The organism is Novosphingobium sp. 17-62-19, from assembly GCF_002256775.1.
Classification (GTDB): domain Bacteria; phylum Pseudomonadota; class Alphaproteobacteria; order Sphingomonadales; family Sphingomonadaceae; genus Novosphingobium.
This window is the reverse complement of sequence record NZ_NCII01000105.1, coordinates 1-18796: the sequence shown is the minus strand read 5'-3', so window position 1 is coordinate 18796 and position 18796 is coordinate 1. Positions and strand designations below refer to the sequence as shown.

Annotated in this window: 18 protein-coding genes and 1 pseudogene; 10 read left to right on the top strand and 9 right to left on the bottom strand. The window is 63.6% G+C overall.

Annotated elements, in window-relative coordinates; translation table 11 throughout:
• Positions 1 to 141: 141 nt before the first annotated feature.
• The gene (locus B7X90_RS16290; protein ID WP_292626170.1) at positions 142 to 1785 is read left to right on the top strand and encodes a hypothetical protein; all 1644 of its coding nucleotides are present in this window, start codon (positions 142 to 144) and stop codon (positions 1783 to 1785) included.
• A 152-nt stretch (positions 1786 to 1937) separates the two neighbouring features.
• Positions 1938 to 4202: an NADP-dependent malic enzyme gene (locus tag B7X90_RS16285; RefSeq protein WP_292626168.1), complete on the top strand. Its 2265-nt coding sequence runs from the start codon at positions 1938 to 1940 to the stop codon at positions 4200 to 4202.
• A gap of 52 nt (positions 4203 to 4254) precedes the next feature.
• Here B7X90_RS16285 and thiS read toward each other — a convergent pair whose 3' ends face one another.
• Positions 4255 to 5253, bottom strand: a complete 999-nt coding sequence (thiS, locus tag B7X90_RS16280; protein WP_292626167.1) for a sulfur carrier protein ThiS — start codon at positions 5251 to 5253, stop codon at positions 4255 to 4257.
• Positions 5254 to 5326: 73 nt separating this feature from the next.
• Positions 5327 to 5707, bottom strand: coding sequence for a MerC domain-containing protein (locus tag B7X90_RS16275; protein WP_292626166.1), 381 nt, complete (start codon positions 5705 to 5707; stop codon positions 5327 to 5329).
• A 147-nt stretch (positions 5708 to 5854) separates the two neighbouring features.
• Between B7X90_RS16275 and B7X90_RS16270 the strand changes: the two genes are divergently transcribed.
• From B7X90_RS16270 to rpsI, 4 genes and pseudogenes are all read left to right on the top strand, one after another.
• The gene (locus B7X90_RS16270) at positions 5855 to 6913 is read left to right on the top strand and encodes a COX15/CtaA family protein (protein ID WP_292626165.1); all 1059 of its coding nucleotides are present in this window, start codon (positions 5855 to 5857) and stop codon (positions 6911 to 6913) included.
• Positions 6910 to 8043 carry a cupin domain-containing protein gene (locus B7X90_RS16265; RefSeq protein WP_292626164.1) on the top strand — a complete coding sequence of 378 codons (1134 nt, stop codon included), beginning with the start codon at positions 6910 to 6912 and terminating at the stop codon, positions 8041 to 8043. Before B7X90_RS16270 ends, B7X90_RS16265 begins: the two co-directional genes overlap by 4 nt.
• Before the next feature lie 215 nt (positions 8044 to 8258).
• Positions 8259 to 8652 (top strand): annotated as a pseudogene (gene rplM, locus B7X90_RS16260) (50S ribosomal protein L13).
• Positions 8653 to 8655: 3 nt separating this feature from the next.
• Entirely contained in the window at positions 8656 to 9201 is a 546-nt protein-coding gene (rpsI, locus tag B7X90_RS16255; RefSeq protein ID WP_292626163.1) for a 30S ribosomal protein S9, read from the top strand.
• Positions 9202 to 9292: 91 nt separating this feature from the next.
• Here the strand turns inward: rpsI and B7X90_RS16250 are convergent, their stop codons facing one another.
• Positions 9293 to 10582, bottom strand: a complete 1290-nt coding sequence (locus tag B7X90_RS16250; protein ID WP_292626161.1) for a chloride channel protein — start codon at positions 10580 to 10582, stop codon at positions 9293 to 9295.
• Between the two features lie 63 nt (positions 10583 to 10645).
• Between B7X90_RS16250 and B7X90_RS16245 the strand changes: the two genes are divergently transcribed.
• A complete protein-coding gene (locus tag B7X90_RS16245) occupies positions 10646 to 11323 on the top strand; it encodes an HPP family protein (RefSeq protein WP_292626159.1) in 678 nt (225 codons plus the stop codon).
• A gap of 3 nt (positions 11324 to 11326) precedes the next feature.
• Here the strand turns inward: B7X90_RS16245 and B7X90_RS16240 are convergent, their stop codons facing one another.
• On the bottom strand, positions 11327 to 11968 hold the full coding sequence (locus B7X90_RS16240) for an SOS response-associated peptidase family protein (RefSeq protein WP_292626157.1): 642 nt from the start codon (positions 11966 to 11968) through the stop codon (positions 11327 to 11329).
• A gap of 28 nt (positions 11969 to 11996) precedes the next feature.
• On the opposite strand from B7X90_RS16240, the gene B7X90_RS16235 reads away from it, so the two are divergent.
• Both B7X90_RS16235 and B7X90_RS16230 read left to right on the top strand, forming a co-directional pair.
• The gene (locus B7X90_RS16235) at positions 11997 to 12761 is read left to right on the top strand and encodes a class II aldolase/adducin family protein (protein ID WP_292626156.1); all 765 of its coding nucleotides are present in this window, start codon (positions 11997 to 11999) and stop codon (positions 12759 to 12761) included.
• Between the two features lie 32 nt (positions 12762 to 12793).
• On the top strand, positions 12794 to 13303 hold the full coding sequence (locus tag B7X90_RS16230) for a (2Fe-2S)-binding protein (RefSeq protein WP_292626155.1): 510 nt from the start codon (positions 12794 to 12796) through the stop codon (positions 13301 to 13303).
• A gap of 62 nt (positions 13304 to 13365) precedes the next feature.
• Here the strand turns inward: B7X90_RS16230 and B7X90_RS16225 are convergent, their stop codons facing one another.
• The gene (locus tag B7X90_RS16225; protein WP_292626153.1) at positions 13366 to 15441 is read right to left on the bottom strand and encodes a TonB-dependent siderophore receptor; all 2076 of its coding nucleotides are present in this window, start codon (positions 15439 to 15441) and stop codon (positions 13366 to 13368) included.
• Between the two features lie 199 nt (positions 15442 to 15640).
• Here B7X90_RS16225 and arsC point away from each other — a divergent pair, with 199 nt between their 5' ends.
• Positions 15641 to 15982 (top strand): arsenate reductase (glutaredoxin), encoded by a 342-nt coding sequence (gene arsC / locus B7X90_RS16220; protein WP_292626151.1) that lies wholly within the window; start codon positions 15641 to 15643, stop codon positions 15980 to 15982.
• A 19-nt stretch (positions 15983 to 16001) separates the two neighbouring features.
• Here arsC and B7X90_RS16215 read toward each other — a convergent pair whose 3' ends face one another.
• From B7X90_RS16215 to B7X90_RS16200, 4 genes are all read right to left on the bottom strand, one after another.
• Complete coding sequence (locus B7X90_RS16215; protein WP_292626149.1) at positions 16002 to 16130, bottom strand: hypothetical protein; 129 nt, start codon at positions 16128 to 16130, stop codon at positions 16002 to 16004.
• 44 nt (positions 16131 to 16174) lie between these two features.
• The gene (locus B7X90_RS16210; RefSeq protein WP_292626148.1) at positions 16175 to 17305 is read right to left on the bottom strand and encodes a M14-type cytosolic carboxypeptidase; all 1131 of its coding nucleotides are present in this window, start codon (positions 17303 to 17305) and stop codon (positions 16175 to 16177) included.
• Positions 17302 to 17895: a DUF4136 domain-containing protein gene (locus B7X90_RS16205; RefSeq protein WP_292626147.1), complete on the bottom strand. Its 594-nt coding sequence runs from the start codon at positions 17893 to 17895 to the stop codon at positions 17302 to 17304. The genes B7X90_RS16210 and B7X90_RS16205 overlap by 4 nt, the downstream gene beginning before the upstream one ends.
• A gap of 78 nt (positions 17896 to 17973) precedes the next feature.
• On the bottom strand, positions 17974 to 18796 hold an 823-nt coding region (locus tag B7X90_RS16200), incomplete at its 5' end, for a hypothetical protein (protein ID WP_292626145.1).

Here is an 18796-nt window from a genome sequence, read left to right as displayed (position 1 = left end):
CATCATCGGAGTTGGGGCATTAGGCGTCACGCGGAGGTGGCTAGACCAGCCGCGCGTGTTTCTCAAACCGTCATGGCTGGATATCCGCAACTGCGCGCCTAACGAGGCACTGCAACGCGGTCTTTGTGGGGTAAGCAGAGTTTGAAGCAAGTCGGCGAAAAGACCTGGTTTGATTCGGCAAAAGCGCTGCTGGCGCGCGCGGGCGCGCTGCCGTGGCTGTCTGGCCCCGGCATTGCCATTGCGATCCTGCTGATCTGTGCGCCTTTCGCGCTGGTCGATGTGCCCCCCCTGATCGACATTCCCGGCCACATGGGGGCGGCTGCGATCGAGGCAGCTGGCCCCGGCAATCCGCTCGAACAATACTTTACGTGGAAGTGGGTGTTCACGCTGAACATCGGCGGCGGCGTGCTGATGAAGGTCTTGGGCGCACAGTTCGGCATTCTGGCTGCCGGGTGGTGGAGCACGGTGCTGGCCACCGGCCTGTTTGCAGGTGGCTGCCTGTGGACGATCCGCATGTTGAACCCGAAGGGCGGGCACGCGGCGGCGTGGTCCTTGATGTTCGTGTTCAGCTTCCCGCTGCTCACCGGCTTCCTGAACTATATCCTCGCTACCGGCCTTTCTCTCACCGCGTTCGGTGCCTCGGTCTGGCTGGAAAAGAACCCCCGCGCTCGCGCCACTATGCTGATCATTGCGCAGCCTGTGGCGATGCTGTGCCATGCCATCGGCGGGCTGCTGCTGGCGTTGCTGGTGGGCGCACATGCCTTTGGCCGCGCGGTGGACGAACTGCCCGCAGGCTGGCGCTTCCGTGATTTCACCAACCGCGAATGGGTGAAGTCGCTGGACTGGAAGGCCATCGGGCTGCGCCTGTGGCAGGCCTGCTGGCCGCTGCTCGCCACGGTCATCACCATCGTGCTGTGGAAGGCGTTCTCGCCCCCGGTCAAGAGCATGAACATCTGGCGCTGGGACCAGAAGGCGTGGTCCTTCGTGCTGACCCTGCGCGATCAGTCGAAGTTGCTTGATTTCAGCACGTCGATCATCGCCGGATTGCTGGTGCTGGTCGGGCCGTTCCTCGGTGCAAAGTGGAACTGGCGGCAGGGACTTCCGGCGCTGACGGTGTTTCTCCTGTTCCTTGCCATCCCCAGTGACATCAACGGCTCGTCATTCGTCGACATCCGCCTGCTGCCGGTGGCCGCAATGCTCGGCCTCGGCCTGCAGGACTGGAGCGGCGCGCGCCGTCTGCAATGGGCAAAGGCCGTGGCCTATCTCGGCATGGCGCTGCTCGCGGTGCGCCTGACGGTTACGGCGTGGAGCTTCAACGACTATGCCGAGGACTACAAGAAGCAGCTTTCGGCGCTGACGCACGTTGAACCCGGCAGCCGTGTGCTGGCCTTTGTCGAACATTCCTGCCTCGATGAATCATGGCGCAACACCCGCCGCGATCACCTCGCCAGCCTTGCCAGCCTCTATCGGCAGGCTTGGGTCAACGACAACTGGGCCGTCCCCGGCCTGCACATGATCGTCCCGCGTTTCCGTCCCGGTCGCAATTTCACCGCTGATCCATCGGAATTCGTCTGGTCGCAGCGCTGTGCCGGTGGCTGGCGGCGCACGGTGGATACCGCACTGAAGGCCGCGCCGATCGAGCGCGTCGATTATGTCTGGCTGATTGATACCGGGATGCCACGCCGCGCCGATCCGCGCCTGCAACTGGTGTGGCAGGAAGGGCGCAGCCGTTTGTTCAAGGTCCGCCGTCTGGGCATTCCGACGTGGAAGGTAACGGACCTCTGATTCAGGGGTCAGGAATGCAGCGACGGCTCGCTTGAGCCATTTTCGGCAAAATTTGACAGATCATGTTGGGATGACGGGGTTTCGCTGCCTTGACGTAGCGTCCAGTCTCGGACACTGCCGAGCGCAAGGTCCGGCCAGCTATCGGGGGAAATATGTCTGAGGAAAGCAACGTCCGCTTCACTGAGCGCGAGGCGCTTTTCTATCACAACACCATCCGTCCGGGTAAGATCGAAATCATCGCCAGCAAGCCCATGGCGACGCAGCGCGATCTCAGCCTCGCCTATTCGCCCGGCGTGGCCGTTCCGGTCCGCGCTATCGCGGAAAATCCCGCCGATGCTTATGAATATACCGCCAAGGGCAACCTTGTCGCGGTAATCTCCAATGGCACCGCCATCCTTGGTCTTGGCAATCTGGGCGCACTGGCGTCAAAGCCGGTGATGGAAGGCAAGGCCGTGCTGTTCAAGCGCTTTGCCGATGTCGATTCGATCGATATCGAACTCGATACCGAAGATGCAGATGCCTTCATCAATGCCGTGGCGCTGATGGAACCGAGCTTTGGCGGGATCAACCTTGAAGATATCAAGGCACCCGAATGCTTCATCATCGAACAGGCGCTGAAAGAGCGCCTGAAGATACCAATCATGCACGATGACCAGCACGGCACCGCGATCATTTCGGCTGCCGGTCTGCTTAACGCCTGCTACCTGACCGGACGCAAGCTCGAAGACGTCAAGGTCGTGGTCAACGGCGCAGGCGCGGCGGCAATCGCCTGCACCGCGCTGATCAAGGCGATGGGCGTGCGCCACGACAACGTGATCATGTGTGACCGTTCGGGCGTGATCTATCGTGGCCGCGAATCCGGCATGGACCAGTGGAAGAGCGCGCACGCGGTCGATACCTCGGCGCGCAGCCTTGAAGATGCGCTTGATGGCGCAGACATTTTCCTCGGCCTGTCCGCCGCTGGCGCGCTCCGCCCCGATTGGGTCACGAAGATGGCCCCGCAGCCGATCATCTTTGCCATGGCCAACCCGGACCCGGAAATCACCCCGCCCGATGCCAAGGCAGTGCGCCCCGATTGCATCGTGGCCACGGGCCGTTCGGACTATCCGAACCAGGTCAACAACGTGCTGGGCTTCCCGTTCATCTTCCGTGGCGCGTTGGATGTGCGGGCCACGACGATCAACGAGGAAATGAAGATCGCCGCCGCCGAAGCCATTGCCAAGCTGGCGCGCGAGTCTGTGCCGGAAGAAGTGGCCGCCGCCTATGGCATCAACCACACCTTCGGCCTCGACTATATCATTCCGGCACCGTTCGATCCGCGCCTGATGGAAGTCGTCTCTTCCGCAGTTGCTCAGGCCGCGATGGATTCGGGCGTTGCTCAGAAGCCGATCGAGGACATGGATGCCTATCGCACCAGTCTGAAGGCGCGGCTGAACCCGACTACGTCGGTACTCACCAACGTTTTTGCCAAGGCCAAGACCGATCCCAAGCGTGTCGTCTTTGCCGAGGCAGAGAACGAAGTGGTGCTGCGTGCCGCGATCCAGTTCAAGGACTTCGGTTATGGCACCCCGGTTCTGGTCGGCCGCACGCAGGGCGTGCTCGATAAGCTGACCGAACTGGGCGTCAGCGATCCATCGTCCTACGAAATCCACAATTCCGCCGTCTCGCCGCTGGTGCCCGAGATGGTCGAATATCTCTACAAGCAGCTTCAGCGTCGCGGTTATCTTGAGCGTGACGTGAAGCGCATGGTCAATCAGGACCGCAACGTCTTCGCCTCGCTGCTTGTCGCGCTGGGCCACGGCGATGCGCTGATCACCGGCATGACGCGCACTTTCGCGCAGTCGATGAAGGAAGTGCGCCGGGTGCTTCACCCCAAGCCGGGCCACCTGCCGTTCGGCATTCACCTGATGGTCGCCAAGAACTACACCGTGTTCCTGGCCGACACGACCGTGAACGAGCGTCCCTCGGCCGAGGAACTGGCGCACATCGCCAAGGAAACCGCCGCTGTCGCCCGCCGCATGGGCCACGAACCGCGCGTGGCGTTCCTGTCCTACGCCACTTTCGGCAATCCTTATGGCCGCTGGCTTGATTCGATCCGTGGCGCCGTGGCGATCCTCGACGCTGAAGACCCCGGCTTCGAATACGAAGGCGAAATGGCCCCCGACGCGGCCCTGAACCCCAAGGTCATGGCCAACTATCCGTTCAGCCGCCTGTCCGGCCCTGCCAACGTGCTGATCATGCCCGGCCTGCAATCGGCCAACATCTCGGCCAAGCTGCTGCGCGAATTGGCCGGCAACGCCGTGATCGGTCCGATGCTGCTGGGCATGGAAAAGCCGGTCCAGATCGCCCCGATGACCTCGCTTGCGCCTGATATCCTGACGCTGGCGGTGCTGGCGGCAGCAGGGGTTGTGGGCTGATCTGAAACCCGTGCGCCCCCGCGAAGGCGGGGGCGCTGCGGTTACTTGGCGTTCAGATCAACCCCGCCAACGGGCTGCTCGGATCGGCATATTTGCGCGTCTGCATCCGCCCGGCAAGGTAGGCATCGCGCCCGGCCTGCACGGCCAGCTTCATCGCGCGGGCCATGCGGATCGGGTCCTTGGCCTCGGCAATGGCTGTGTTCATCAGCACGCCATCGCAACCCAGTTCCATCGCCACGGCGGCTTCGGATGCGGTGCCAACGCCTGCGTCGACCAGCACCGGAACCTTCGCACCTTCCACGATCAGGCGCACCGTTACCCGGTTCTGAATGCCAAGGCCTGAGCCGATCGGCGCGCCGAGCGGCATCACGGCCACAGCGCCCGCATCCTCAAGCTGCTTGGCCGCAATCGGATCGTCCACGCAGTAGACCATCGGAAGAAAGCCTTCCTTGGCAAGTACTTCGGTGGCGCGGATGGTTTCGATCATGTTGGGATAGAGCGTCCGCGCCTCACCCAGCACTTCCAGCTTCACCAGATCCCAACCGCCAGCCTCGCGGGCCAGCCGCAGCGTGCGGATCGCGTCTTCGGCGGTGAAGCACCCGGCGGTGTTGGGCAGGTAGGTGATTTTTTTCGGATCGATGTAGTCCGTCAACATCGGAGCCTTCGGATCCGACACATTGACGCGGCGCACGGCGACGGTGACGATTTCCGCGCCCGATGCCTCAACCGCAGCGGCGTTCTGTTCGAAGTCCTTGTATTTCCCCGTTCCCACGATCAGGCGCGAGCGGAAGGTCCGGCCTGCAACGGTCCAGGTATCTTCGTTCAAATCCGTCACGTCAGTCTGTCCTCCACCCACGAAATGCACGATTTCCAGCACGTCCCCCTCGGCGATCGGCACGTTGGCGAGAGTCGATCGGGGGACGATTTCGCCATTGCGCTCAACCGCGACCTTGGTGGGTTCAAGATCGAGACTGCGCACCAGATCGGCGATGGAGCCGGGCGCGGCGCGGCGTGGTTCGCCGTTGACGGTCAGGGATAGGATTGCGGTCATTCCGCACGCTTTAACGATGCGTCACGTGCGCGCAAGGGCGGGTTAGGTGCAGTTAGGTGCGTCTAGGTGCACTTCAGGAATGGCAGCTGTTGGTGCGAATATTGATGACGTGCGCCACGGCGACGAGCACGACGCCGATGACCGTCAACACCACTTCTTCATCGCCATGACCCACCGCCACTGCGCCGCCCATAAGGGCGAGGCCGGTGCCGCCCACGGCAAGGGGAAGGAACCGTCCGTGCCGCAAGGCGCCAAGGCCGATAGTCAGCGCGCCGATCACCAGCGCGAAAGCGAGGCCCCAACGGTGCCAATCGGGATCGAGCAGCACGGCGCCGCCGATGCCGAACATGCCCACCAGAAACACGCCCGCTACGCAATGCAGCAGGCATAGACCCGAAAGGATTACGCCGAACCGGTCCAACCGGGCGCGCAGGGCAAGGAGGGCGTTACTCATCGAAAGCGCATATATGTTATAGTGTTACATGGCGCAAGGTAGGCCGCCGAACAAATTTGCCCTCCACACGTTTTGCCCCAAGGTCCGTGGCCGCCGTCCCGACAATCCCCCTTGCGATTTTCCGGGGGCAGGAGCAGGGCGCTGGGCATGATTTCAGGTGCTGCAACCGACGTCCGAAAGGACGCACTCGCCCTTGCCCGCTGGCTGTTCATCGTTGCACTGATGGTGGTGGCGATTGTGGCGGTGGGGGGCATTACCCGGCTGACCGAATCGGGGGTTTCGATCACCGAATGGAAGCCGGTGACAGGCACGATCCCGCCGATCACCGATGCGCAGTGGCAGGCCGAATTCGATGCCTATCGCGCCACGCCGCAGTACCAGTTGATCAACGGTCCGGCGGGGATGACGCTGGATTCGTACAAGTTCATCTTCTTCTGGGAATGGGTCCACCGCCTGATCGCGCGGACCATCGGCCTCGTCTTCGCAGCTCCGCTTGCGTGGTACTGGATGAAGGGCCGCATTCCGCAAGGCTACAAACCCCGTCTGCTGGCACTGCTCGCGCTCGGCGCGGCGCAAGGGGCGGTGGGCTGGTGGATGGTCAAATCCGGCATCGTCAACGATGTGAAAGTCAGCCACTTCCGCCTTGCCGCGCACCTTCTGGTGGCGCTGTTTACACTGGGCGGGCTGGTGTGGACGGCGCTTGATCTGATTGTGCTTTCAAAGGGCAAGCCCCGCGCGCAATTGCGCGGGCTGGGGCTGGTGGCGCTGATCGTGCTGCTGGTGCAACTGTTCTATGGCGCGCTGGTGGCTGGGATGCGCGCAGGCACGTCTGCCGGGGCGGGGTGGTTCAGCATGGACGCATGGCCGCTGATGCAGGGCAAGCTCTATCCCGATGGTGTGGACTGGGCGCTGGGCGCGGCACACGCCTTCCTGTCGGACCCGTTCCTCGTCCACTTCATCCACCGCTGGTGGGCCTGGGGCGTGGTGGCGGTGCTGGTGGTGCTGGCGCGGCGGGTGCGCAAGGATCACCGCGCGGCCTCCATCGCATTGCACAGCGCCTTCGGCACGCAAGTGCTGCTGGGCATCTTTACCGTGTGGAGCGGCGTGGCGCTGTGGATCGCGGTGCTGCATCAGTTGGTCGGCGCGCTGCTGGTGGCAGCCACGGTGTGGTGCGCGCACCTGCTGGGCAGGCGGGAACGGGCATGACGTTTCACCCCGGCGACTTCCTGCGCGACCATTGGCAGAAGCGGCCGCTGTTGATCCGAGGCCTGTGGACGGACTGGAACAACCCGCTGGAGCCTGACGAACTGGCAGGCCTTGCCTGCGAAGAAGGCGTCGAATCACGCCTCATCCGGCAGGCTGATGGCACGCTGGTCATGGAACACGGGCCATTTGCCGAGAGCCGGTTTGGCAAGCTGGGCGATGCGCCGTGGACGCTGCTGGTCAACGCCGTGGACCATCACGTGCCCGATGTGAGTGCATTGATCGATACGTTCCGCTTCATCCCCAACTGGCGGATCGACGATGTGATGGTGAGCTACGCCGTGGATCAGGGCGGTGTGGGGCCGCATTTTGACCAGTACGATGTGTTCCTGGTGCAGGGCCTCGGGCGGCGGAAGTGGCAGATCGGCGGGCTGTGCGACGATGCGACCGAATTGCTCCCGCACGATGACCTGCGGCTGCTAGCGAACTTCGAACCGGTGCAGGAATGGATTCTCGAACCCGGCGATGTCCTTTATGTGCCGCCCGGAATTGCGCACAACGGCGTGGCCATCGGCGACGATTGCATGACCTATTCCATCGGTTTCCGCGCGCCGTCACGCGATGAACTGCTGGTGCAATGGGCCGAGCATCTGGTGGAGCAGGCCGAGAGCGACCGTCGCTATGCCGACCCCGCCCTGACGCTGCAGAGCAACCCCGGCGAGATCAGCGGGCAGGCCATCGACGATCTGCACGCAATGGTCACCGAAAAGCTGCTGGACCGCGCCGCCTTCGCAAGATGGTTCGGGGAGTACAACTCCACGCCCAAGAACGCGGAGATCGACTGGTCGCCGGAAGAATCGATCACCGCCGCTGATCTTCGGGCTTTGGTGTCGGCGCCGGTGCCTTTGGTGCGTAACCCGGCAAGCCGGTTTTCCTTTGTGCGTGAGGGTGCAGGGTCCGTGATGCTGTTCGTCGACGGGCAATCTCATGCGTGTTCGGGTGAGAGCGCCCTTTTCGCCGAACGCTTGTGCGCGCTGGATGACATGATGATCGCTCCGTCAGACTTGGGGGCGGAGGCAACGGTCGCTGTGATCGTTGCGCTGTTCAACATGGGCAGCATCCAGATCGGCTGAACGGCCAATTGCCATCTTGAACAGCCTCGTCAGTGCCAGCCTCAGGCGCCCACTATGCCGACCTTGGAATGTAACGGTATTATTTTACCTCTCCAAAAACCCGCAGTTTGCTTGACTCTGCAGGCCGTATGCAACAAAGGCCCACTTCCTTCGTCGTGATGCAAGCGGATTCCCGCCCGGATCGACGAACCGAAATCCGAAGGAACCGAAGCGCCATGAAGGCACTGAGCAAGGTCACCCGGTCGATCAAACCGGCCGAGGTGGTAAAGAACTGGCATCTTACACGTCGATTGCGGCGATCACGTTGTCGTGATCAATGCCGACAAGGTGCGTCTGACGGGCAACAAGCTCAAGGACAAGATCTATTACAAGCACACCGGTTATGCCGGTGGCATCAAGGAAGTGACCGCGGACAAGGTCCTCGGCGGCCGCTTCCCTGAGCGCGTGCTTGAAAAGGCGGTGGAACGCATGATTCCGCGTGGTCCGCTTGGCCGTGCGCAGATGCGCGCCCTTCACCTCTATGCCGGGACCGAACACCCGCATGGCGGCACACAGCCGGTGGCGCTCGACGTCGCTTCGATGAACCGCAAGAACAAGGTGGGGGCGTAAACCATGTCCGAAACCGAAAACACCGTATCGAGCCTGTCGGATCTGAAGGATCTGACGGCTGCCGCACCGGTTGCTGCTGCTCCTGCCGAAGCTGGTGAAGTGGCCGCTCCGGTCATCCGCACTGGTCCCGCTGCCGTGATCCGTCCGCGCGAAGTTGACGCGCAGGGCCGTTCGTATGCCACTGGCCGCCGCAAGGACGCCGTGGCCCGCGTGTGGCTGAAGCCCGGCTCGGGCAAGGTCACCGTCAATGGTCGCGATCAGGAAGTGTACTTCGCTCGTCCGACCCTGCGTCTGGTGATCAACCAGCCGTTCGAAGTCGCTGGTCGTGAAGGCCAGTACGACATCGTTTGCACCGTCAAGGGTGGTGGTCTTTCGGGCCAGGCCGGCGCTGTGAAGCACGGTATCGCTCAGGCCCTGTCGAAGTTCGAACCGGAACTGCGCAGCGCCGTGAAGTCTGCCGGCTTCCTGACCCGCGACCCTCGCGTCGTGGAACGCAAGAAGTACGGCAAGGCCAAGGCGCGCAAGAGCTTCCAGTTCTCGAAGCGCTAATCGCGCTTCGACTGGTCGTTATCGAAACGCCAATCGGCTCGACCTCGGTCGAACAGAATCAAGGGGCTGGTCTTTGGACCGGCCCCTTTTTTCATGCGTTTTGGCTGGCGGGCGTGAATTGTTTGGCCAGCGTGTGGTACAGCTTTGGTTTGCACACCTTGGCACTGGCCCAATCGGCAATCAGGGCCGTGGCAAAAAGCGGCAGAACCATCGTGCGGTCGGCAGTCATTTCCATGATGATGATCGAGGCTGTGAGCGGTGCGCGGACAACGCCTGTGAAATAGCCGATCATGCCCAACACCACGATCGCGCCAGGGGCATCGCCGGGAAAGAGTGCGGCAAGCAGCTGGCCCACGCCCGCGCCCACCGAAAGTGAGGGCGCGAAAATGCCGCCCGGCGCGCCGCTGAGCGCAGTGGCGAGGGTGGAGACGAATTTGCCGGGGCCAAACAGCAGCGAGGCATCGCCGCCTGCCAACAGGTGGCGCGTGGTGTCATAGCCGGTGCCCCAGCTTGATCCTTCGGTGACAATGCCGGTGATCGCCACGACGAGGCCGCAGGCCGCGGCGAGCAGGATCGGGCGTGCGCGCATGGCTGTGAAAACGCCATGTTCCGATCCGGCCATGGCGATCAACAGGCGCGAGAACAGGCCTCCCGCAACGCCGCCGACGATCCCGGCGAGCGGGGCGAGCACGAACAGGTCGGAAATCGGCAGGCGCTGGGCCATGGCGCCGAAATAGACATAGTCGCCGGCAAGGCCGAGGCTGACGACGCCCGCAATCATCACCACGGCCATGACCAGGACGGCAAGCCGCTGTTCGAAGGCCGAGGCCAGTTCTTCTATTGCAAAGGCCACTCCGGCAAGTGGGGTGTTGAAGGCCGCGGCTACGCCCGCAGCGCCACCTGCGATAATGACGCCAGCGGTGACGGGCACGCGCAGCCAGCGATGGACAGCAACCATCAGCGCGGCGCTGACCTGCACCGTGGGGCCTTCGCGCCCGGCCGAGCCGCCAACCAGCAGGAGCGCGGTCGTGCCGAAAAGCTTGCCTGCAGCGCTGCGCAGCGAGAGCAGGGAGCCTTTTGCGGCGGTGGTGGGGCTGTGGCCTGCGGCCATGACCTGCGGAATGCCCGAACCGCGCGCAGCGGGAAACCAGCGCCGCGTGGCCCAGACTACGCCTGCAAAGACCAGCGGGGTCAGGATCAGCGGGGCATAGGGTTCACGCCGGAACAGTATTGCGAACAGCATCTGCGCCCATTCTCCCGCGCGGGCGAAAAGTACGGCCACGATGCTGAGCAGGATCGCCCCGATCACTGCGGCAATACGAGGGCGGGCCGACGGCAAGGTGCTGGCAAACGGCAATTTTGGGAACCGGGGGGCTTGCATGATGCCCGGTTAGACCCGCAAGGGGCGTGGCGACAAGCACGTCGGGCCGAGGAATTGCCAGTGATGGGCGAAAAGAGGATCTGGGTTCCGGCAGGCTGGCCCCGCGCAAGCGTGGGCGCGGTGCTGGGCATCGCGCTGGCGGCGTTGCTGGGGCATCTGGTTCCGGCCAATGCGGGACTACCGTGGATCATGGCTCCGGTCGGGGCATCGGCTGTGCTGGTGTTTGCCGTGCCTGCCAGCCCGCTGGCACAGCCTTGGTCTGTGGTGGGGGGCAACCTGATTTCGGCGAGCCTTGGCATGGCGGTGGGCTGGCTTTGTGCGCGGGCAGATCTGGGCGCGCCGTTGGCAGTGAGTGTGGCAGTAGGCGGGGCGATTGCGGTGATGGCACTGGCGCGGTGCACGCATCCGCCGGGCGGGGCAGCAGCCATACTGGGCGCCTTGGCCGGATTTGCGCCGGATGCAGAGTTGCCGGGGCCGCTGGCTCCGCTGGCGCTGAACGTGGTGGGCATTGTGGCCGTGGGCTGGCTCTATAACACGATGACCGGGCACCCTTGGCCACACCGCACAACCGCTCCACCGGAGCCCGCGCCCTTGCGCACGGTGACCTATGACCGGGCCGATCTGGATGCCGTGCTGGCGGATTGGGACGAGGCGCTCGACGTGGAAGCCGATGACCTCGACGCGCTGTTTCGTGCGGTAGAGCGGCGGGTGTTGCGGCGCTGGAACGATGATCTCAAGTAGAGGTCAGAACAGGCTTTGCTGCTCCGGTTTCGGTGGCAGGGGCGGCTCTTCCTTTTCTTCGACCTCGTGCATCAGGGCATCGGGGAAGGGCTGCTGGCTCTGCGCGGCCAGATCGCCCTCGGAGGTCAGCCAGTGGTGGGCGGCTTCGGGGCTGGCAAGGATCACCGGCATCGCCTTGGGGTGAACGCGTCCGACAATGGCGTTGGGCGCGCAGGTGAGGAAGGCGAAGCGCGGGCCTTCTGCCGTGGAACGCCAGAGACCCGCAAAGGCGAACAGCGGCTGGTCATTCAGCGCAAACCAGTGCTTGCGCTTGCGGCCCGTCGCTGGATCGGGCGTGGCGGACCATTCTGAGAACTGCGTGACGGGGACGAGGCAGCGCCGCGACGGGTCTTCCAGCGCGCTGCGCCACATGGGTGAAGCGAGGTTGCGGATGTTCGTGACCGGGCGCTTGATGTCGCCGAACGGGGGCCAGCCCCAGCGCATCAGCCCGAGGCGGCGCTGCTGGGCGCGGGCGATCAGCACCGGGGCCTCGGCATCGGGGTAGATCTCGTGGAAGGCAGGCAGGTTGGTCTGCGCGTTGGACAACGGGCCGAACAGGTGTGCGATGGCTTGCACGTTGCTGGTCATGCGATACAAGTTGCACATAGCAACGATAATACCCGGAGAGCGCGCAATGGCCACCCTGATCAGGCCGAATATCGAATGTAGCGATGCTGAATGGCAGGCACGGCAGGAACTGGCGGCGTGTTATCGCATCTATGACCACCTCGGCTGGTCGGAATCGATCTACAATCACATCTCGCTGAAAGTGCCGGATCAGGAGAATGCGTTTCTGATCAATCCGTTCGGGCTGCTTTATTGCGAAGTTACGGCGTCGAACCTCGTCAAGATCGACATTGATGGCAACAAGCTCGATGACAGCCCTTATCCGGTGAATCAGGCAGGCTTTACGCAACACGCCTATTTCCATCGGCACCTGCCGTGGGCACACGCGATCAGCCACGTGCACACAACCGCGACGATGGCAGTGTGCAGCCTTGAAGAAGGGCTGATGCCGATCAACTTCTATGCCTGCAACTTTGCCGGCCAACTGGCCTATCACGATTTCGAGGGCGTGACCGTACGGGCCGAGGAGGGGGAGCGGCTGTTGGCAAATCTGGGCGACAAGCGCGTGCTGATGCTGAAGAATCACGGGCCGGTGGTGCTGGCGCACACGCTGCCGCAGATGTTCATCACGCAATGGAGCTTGCAGCGCGCCTGCGAGATACAGATGGCGACGCTATCGATGGGCCGCCCGGCGATCCGGGTGAGTGACGATGTGGTGAAAGTTCACCAGCGCGATTTGGGGCAGGTCAATGCGGGCGGACGCGTGGGCGAGGCAGACTTTGCAGCGTGGACGCGCCGGATTGACCGGATCGATCGCAGCTGGCGGGATTGATCCGGAAGGCGCGGGCAGGCTAAGCGCACGGCATGGCCCGTCTCACCGTGAACAACCAGCCCGTGCAGTATCGTCTTGAGGACGATACCCCGCTGCTGTGGGCGCTGCGCGATGCGGCGAACCTCACCGGCACCAAATATGGCTGCGGCACAGGGGAGTGCGGGGCGTGCATGGTGATCGTCGATGGGCAGGCGATGCCGAGTTGCACGCTGCTGCTCGGTGAGGCCGAGGGGCGAAACGTTACCACGATCGAGGGACTGTCGGGCGACCGGTCGCATCCCATGCAGCAGGCGCTGGTGGCCGAACAGGCGATCCAGTGCGGGTTCTGCACGCCGGGGATCGTGATGGCGGCAGCGGCCTTGCTCGCCAGCAATGCCAGCCCTGCGGACGAGGACATCGCGCGCGCCATCACCAATATCTGCCGCTGCGGCGTCTATCCCCGGCTGATCCGCGCCATCCAACGCGCTGCGAGGGTGATGCGCGGCGAGGAGACGATCAGTGCTGCGCCGCCGCCCGCGATTGTGGCGCCGGGGGCTGGTTAGGCCCGGTTTGCGCCCCCTCCCGAGGAGGGGGGTGGGAGAGGGCGCGGCGGGGGCTAGTCAGCTCAGAATTTGGCGCGGACGGTCAGGCGGGCATTGATCGGCTCGCCCGTCGAGATGTTGTTGTCGGTGTGCGCGGCGGGGAAATAGTCGGTGTCGGTCAGGTTCTCGACGTTGAGCTGCAGCGAGAGGTTCTCCGACAGATCGTAGAACACTGCCGCATCGAGGCGGGTGAAGGCGGGCAGCGTCACGCCGTTGCTGATCGTGGTAAAGCTCTTCGACTGGTGGGTGATGCCAAGGCCGAGGCCGATCTGGCCGGTCACATCATAGCGCGTCCATGCCGAGGCCTGATGGCGCGGCAGTTGCGACAGCTTGCGACCGGCAGGCGCGGCAGTGGTGGCCGAGCGGACTTCGCCATCCTGCAGGGTATAGCCGAGGCTCGCCTGCCAGTGAGGTAGGATGCGGCCTGCCAGCGATAGCTCGATACCCTTGGCGCGGGTCTTGCCCGACAGTTCGGGCAGGCCGGTGACCGGGTTGTTGAAGCGCGAATTGTCACGGTCCAGCTGATAGATGGCGGCGGTGAAGGCGAGGCCGGGGTTCACGTCCCACTTCACGCCTGCCTCGAGATTTTCGAACTGCTCTGGCGCGAGGGTGGCTTGCGTGGCGTCGAGCGCGCCGAACTGGTCACCCGACTGCGGCAGGAACGTGCGGGTGAAGCTGCCGTAGAAGCTCATGTTCGGCTGCGGCTTGACGATCACGCCGAAGCGCGGCGACCACTTGCGGTCGGTCCGCGATGCGCCGACGCCGTTGATGGCATTGCGCCCGGTGATGCGGAATTCATCGTAGCGTACGCCTGCGACGAGTTGCAGGAACTGGGCAAGCTCTATCTGGTCCTGAATGTAGGCCGAGAGCGTGCGCACATCGGTACGGCTGTTTGTGGCAAGCGGGCTATAGGCGAAGGCGGGAACGGTCAGACGTTCGGCCAGCGTGACCGTGCCGTTGTTGGTGTTGCGCCGCGTGGCCAGCGTGTCCTGATCGGCCACTTCGAAGCCGGTGAGCAGGGTGTGGCCCACGCCGCCGGTCTGGCCGGTCCAGACAAGGTTTGCCTGGCCCACCCAGCTATCGCGCACCGTGCCACTTTCATATCCGGCGAGCGCGACCGTGTTGGTCGCCGTGTTTACCGGGCCGCTGGCAAAGACGTTGCCGTAGAGCTTGTCGGTGTGGCTGTACTGGCCAAGCACGTTGAAGCTGAGGTTGTCGGCCAGATCGTGATCGAGCCGGGCCTGCGCGATGTGCGCCTTGACCGTGGCGATGTTCAGGTCTGACCGCCCGAAGAAGGTATTGTCAAAGCCGGTCAACGGCTTGCCGCTGCGCGAGGGGACGCCGCGATCGGTGGTGCGGCGATCATCGTCGTAGTTGTATGCCAGTTCGATGCGGGTGGCATCGCCCGGCTGGAAGGCCATCGTCGGGTTCACCCCGATGAAGCGGCCTTCGAAGTCCTGACGGTGGTTGTCAAATTCCTCATAGGTGGCGTTGAGGCGCGCGCCGACCATGTCGCTGAGTGGCTGGTTCCAGTCGGCCGCGAGCGCGAAAGCGCCGAAGCTGTCGACATTGGCGCTGGCCTGCCCTTTGGTGCCTGCAAGGTCTGGCGTCTTGCTCACGCGGTTGATCACGCCGCCGCCGCCGCCGCGGCCGAACAGCAGCGCATTGGCACCCTTCAGCACTTCGACGCGTTCGATGTTGTAGAGTGAGCGGTAGTACTGCGTGTCGTCACGCAATCCATCGAGGTAGAAGTCGGCGGTGGTGTTCTGGCCGCGCAGGTTGATCTGGTCGCGATGGCCTTCGCCCTGGCCGAGCACGACGCCCGGGACATAGCGCAGTGCATCGCCAAGCTGGGTGATGCCCTGATCGTCAAGCTGTTCGCGCGTGAGCACGGTGATGGTCTGCGGCACATCGACCAGCGGCGTGGGGGTCTTGACCGCGTTGGCATCGAGCGGTCGGTAACCGTCTGCCGTGCCCGTGACGACAATCACCGTGCCCGTTGCTTCGCGTGCAGCATCGGCAGGCACGACGTCTTCGGCAAATGCGACCGCAGGCGCGAGCATGGTTCCGGCGAGCAGCAGACTGGCGAGGTGGATCACAAATTCTCCCTGATCATTTCGCGCGCTGGGCGATGCGATAATGATTTCCAGTCACGCCGACTATTGCGAGTCAAAGTCACTTGCAAGGATATTTATGCGAATTTGTCGCATTAACATTGATGCGAATCAAACAGGCTCGGCGTTGCGCGATTGGATCGGGAGGCTAAGACAGTCCGCTCATTTTTCTGGAAGGCAGACTATGAAAGCGACGATCTGGCACAACCCCGGCTGCGGGACTTCGCGCAACACGCTGGCGATGTTGCAGGGGGCGGGTGCTGAGGTGACCGTAGTCGAGTATCTCAAGACGCCGCCCAGCGCGGACAAGCTGGCGCAACTCTACCGTGATGCCGGGATGACGCCGCAGCAGGGATTGCGTCTGCGCGGGACCGACGCCGAGGATCGCGGACTTGTGAAGGCCGATAACGCGACGGTGCTGGCGGCAATGGCGGCAGAGCCGAAGCTGATCGAGCGGCCACTGGTGGAAACCGACAAGGGCGTGCGCCTGTGCCGTCCGAAGGAAAAAGTGCTGGAGATCCTGTAACGGACCTATGGCGCCTCGCTCAGAAGGGCAGCGGGCGTCCTGCGAGGATCAACGCGGCTGCGCAACCCAGCACGATCATCCGGCGTGGCAGATCGGCCAGCAGATGGGCATGAGCAGTGGTATGAATCAGGGCAATTGCGCGGGCCATGCCGCTGCCATGCGCCCTGTTCCGTTAACGGCTGGTAAAAGCGTTTACCCTTCCAGCCATTCCAGCAGTGATGTGAGGCATTCGCGCGCCAGAAGCTTTGACCGCTCGGGACTCCAGCCTTGTTCATTGCAGGGCAGATCGTCGTTATCCTTGAAAGGCATTTCCAGCGTCATCGCCAGGCAGCCAAAGCGCTCTGCCACCTGATTGGTGGACATGGCGAGATTGGCACGGCCGGGCGAGGCGGTTGGATAGCCGCGCTTGGTCTGGAAATCAGGGGTGCGGCGTTCGAGGATGCTGCGGTAGCGGGTGTAGCTTTCACCCAGCGCGTCGGTCCATGAAGGGATGCCTTCGAATCCGGCGATGAACACATGCGGGATCGCTTCGTCGCCGTGGACGTCCATTGCGAAGTGACAGCCGACCTCGTCCATCGCATTGCGGATGGCGAGCACTTCGGGCGAACGTTCGGGCGTGGGTTCGTGCCATTCGCGGTTGAGGTTCACGCCCACGGCATTGGTGCGCAAGTGGCCACGGCACGAACCGTCCGGATTGGCATTGGGCACCACGTGGAAGCGGCAGAGCTGACGCAGGCGGCGTGCGTGGGGGTCTGCCGGATCGGTGAGCATGTCCAGCGCGCCTTCCATCCACCATTCGGCCATCGATTCGCCGGGGTGCTGGCGGGCATAGAGCCACACGTGCTTTTCGCCTTCGCCCATTTCGAGGCAATCGATCGGCTGGCCTTCGATGCTGGTGCCAAGGCAGCGATAGGTAACACCTGGCTGCGCGGCGACTTGGGCGACCAGATCGTGGTGCCGCTCCATTGAATAGGGGGCGAAATAGGCGAACCAGCAGGTGCCGGCCTGTGGCGTGTGGCGGATGGTCAGCGTGCCATCGGCCTCGCGCGGGTCATAGGTGGTATCGGTCCGGCCCCAGAATTCACGGTCTTCGGAAAATGCAGCGCGATAGCCGGGCCAGCCGCCGGGGTAGGCCGATTTGGCAAGGCCGGTGATCTTCAGTTCCAGTTCGCGCCCTGCCGCTCCATCGACGCGGAAGTGGAACCACTGAAAGAAGTCCGAATCGCGGTCCTTGCGGATGGAAAGGCTGGCGCTGGCTCCTGCAACGGAGAGCACTTCGATATTGCCGGAATCGAACGCGGCATTGATGCGGATGTCATTCATTTGACGCTGATAGTCTCACCCGAGGTGCCGGGGAAGCCCGCGAACAGCGCACGGGCAAGGCGCGGGGCAGCTTCGCCGATGGCGGCTTCCTTGGCTTTCGCACTTTCGCGGTTGTCGGCGCGGCCTTCCCACAGCGATTCGCCGGTTCGCTTGTCGCGAATGCGGACGGAGAGGCGCGTGACCACGAAGTCCTTCGGCCCACCGCCGAGATTGAAACCGAGTCCGAGGCCCAGCCCGCTGCCGAAGCTGCCGGTCGATCCACCTACGCCGACGCTCACCGGGCCGCGTCCGCGCTCGCGCTTCTGCACTTCGCGTTCGACCAGCACTTCGGCGACGACATCGGTGGCGTTCGGCGTGGCGATGCCAAAGCCTTGGGCGCCGAGTTCGCGCTGGACGGCGCTGAGCCAGGTCTTGTCCTCAAGGCTCTTCGGATCGCTGCCGGGGGCAGGCTCCACCACAGCGGCCACGCCCTTCAGCCGGGCGAGCGTTTCGGGGGTGTGGAAGCGCGTGACTTCGACCGGGGCTGGCTTGGCCAGCGCGGGCGTGACGGTCAGGGCCGAGAGGGCGAGGGCGGCGGTGAGGCGTTTCATCTGTCCAGCATCCATCTGTTTGAACCCAAGGTGGGGCCTAAGCCTGCGCGCCGCAATGCCAAAGGGCACAGCAGGGCATCAGCCGCCGGTTTGCACCACTTGTGCATCGGCAAAGCGGGCGAACAGTGCCGAGGCAAGCTTTGCTGCCAATGCGCCATTGTCCAGCCCGTCGTCATCTTCGCGCGTTTGGGCCTCGGCATGGCCTTCCCACAGCACGCGGTCGGTCACCTTGTCGCGGATGCGCACATCGAGCCGTGTGGCGATGATGGCCTTGCGCGGCTTCGACAGGTCGATGTTAAGCGCCATTGCCTGATAGTTGCCGCGATTCGATACGCCGACTTCCATGGCGCCGGAGACGGGCTTGCGCTTTTCCTCTTCGGGCACGACGACCGCGTGAGTTATGCCGATCTGGGCTATCTGGCCGCTTTCCGCCCCGCTGACGGCGGTTTCGTAGCCAAGCTTGGCCAGTTGATCGACGACGGCAGCTTCATAAACGGGCAGCTTCCATTCCGCTTCTGCGCCATTGGCGGCAGCGACAGTGATTGCACCCTTGCCAAGCAAGGCGGCAGCATCGGCGGATTGGAAGGCGGTCACGTCGACCTTCTTGGATGGCTGCGCAGATTGGCGTGAGGGTCCACCGAATCGCTGGTCCATCATCGAGCCACCTCCCCAGCGCCCGCCCATAGGTTGGGCAACAGAGACCGCTGGCAGAAGCGCGAGCAGCGCGGCGATAGGGAGTTTCAGGTTCATTCGCTTGCTTCCCACACAAGGGCTGTCAGAGTGATGAACGCGGATCGGGGCGAAATCCTGCGCCGGATCAGCCAAATGCAGCAGATTGGTCAGCGCGAGGTTGACTTGGGTGCGCGCCGTCTTTAACGGCCACGCTTCAGTTTTCAGCCCG

What these genes read in the sequence shown, in the direction of transcription:
- B7X90_RS16285 (WP_292626168.1), top strand. Translation starts at nt 1,938, where the DNA reads ATGTCTGAGGAAAGCAACGTCCGCTTCACTGAGCGCGAGGCGCTTTTC.
- thiS (WP_292626167.1), bottom strand. Translation starts at nt 5,253, where the DNA reads ATGACCGCAATCCTATCCCTGACCGTCAACGGCGAACCACGCCGCGCC.
- B7X90_RS16275 (WP_292626166.1), bottom strand. Translation starts at nt 5,707, where the DNA reads ATGAGTAACGCCCTCCTTGCCCTGCGCGCCCGGTTGGACCGGTTCGGC.
- B7X90_RS16270 (WP_292626165.1), top strand. Translation starts at nt 5,855, where the DNA reads ATGATTTCAGGTGCTGCAACCGACGTCCGAAAGGACGCACTCGCCCTT.
- B7X90_RS16265 (WP_292626164.1), top strand. Translation starts at nt 6,910, where the DNA reads ATGACGTTTCACCCCGGCGACTTCCTGCGCGACCATTGGCAGAAGCGG.
- rpsI (WP_292626163.1), top strand. Translation starts at nt 8,656, where the DNA reads ATGTCCGAAACCGAAAACACCGTATCGAGCCTGTCGGATCTGAAGGAT.
- B7X90_RS16250 (WP_292626161.1), bottom strand. Translation starts at nt 10,582, where the DNA reads ATGCAAGCCCCCCGGTTCCCAAAATTGCCGTTTGCCAGCACCTTGCCG.
- B7X90_RS16245 (WP_292626159.1), top strand. Translation starts at nt 10,646, where the DNA reads ATGGGCGAAAAGAGGATCTGGGTTCCGGCAGGCTGGCCCCGCGCAAGC.
- B7X90_RS16240 (WP_292626157.1), bottom strand. Translation starts at nt 11,968, where the DNA reads ATGTGCAACTTGTATCGCATGACCAGCAACGTGCAAGCCATCGCACAC.
- B7X90_RS16235 (WP_292626156.1), top strand. Translation starts at nt 11,997, where the DNA reads ATGGCCACCCTGATCAGGCCGAATATCGAATGTAGCGATGCTGAATGG.
- B7X90_RS16230 (WP_292626155.1), top strand. Translation starts at nt 12,794, where the DNA reads ATGGCCCGTCTCACCGTGAACAACCAGCCCGTGCAGTATCGTCTTGAG.
- arsC (WP_292626151.1), top strand. Translation starts at nt 15,641, where the DNA reads ATGAAAGCGACGATCTGGCACAACCCCGGCTGCGGGACTTCGCGCAAC.
- B7X90_RS16215 (WP_292626149.1), bottom strand. Translation starts at nt 16,130, where the DNA reads ATGGCCCGCGCAATTGCCCTGATTCATACCACTGCTCATGCCCATCTG.
- B7X90_RS16210 (WP_292626148.1), bottom strand. Translation starts at nt 17,305, where the DNA reads ATGAATGACATCCGCATCAATGCCGCGTTCGATTCCGGCAATATCGAA.
- B7X90_RS16205 (WP_292626147.1), bottom strand. Translation starts at nt 17,895, where the DNA reads ATGAAACGCCTCACCGCCGCCCTCGCCCTCTCGGCCCTGACCGTCACG.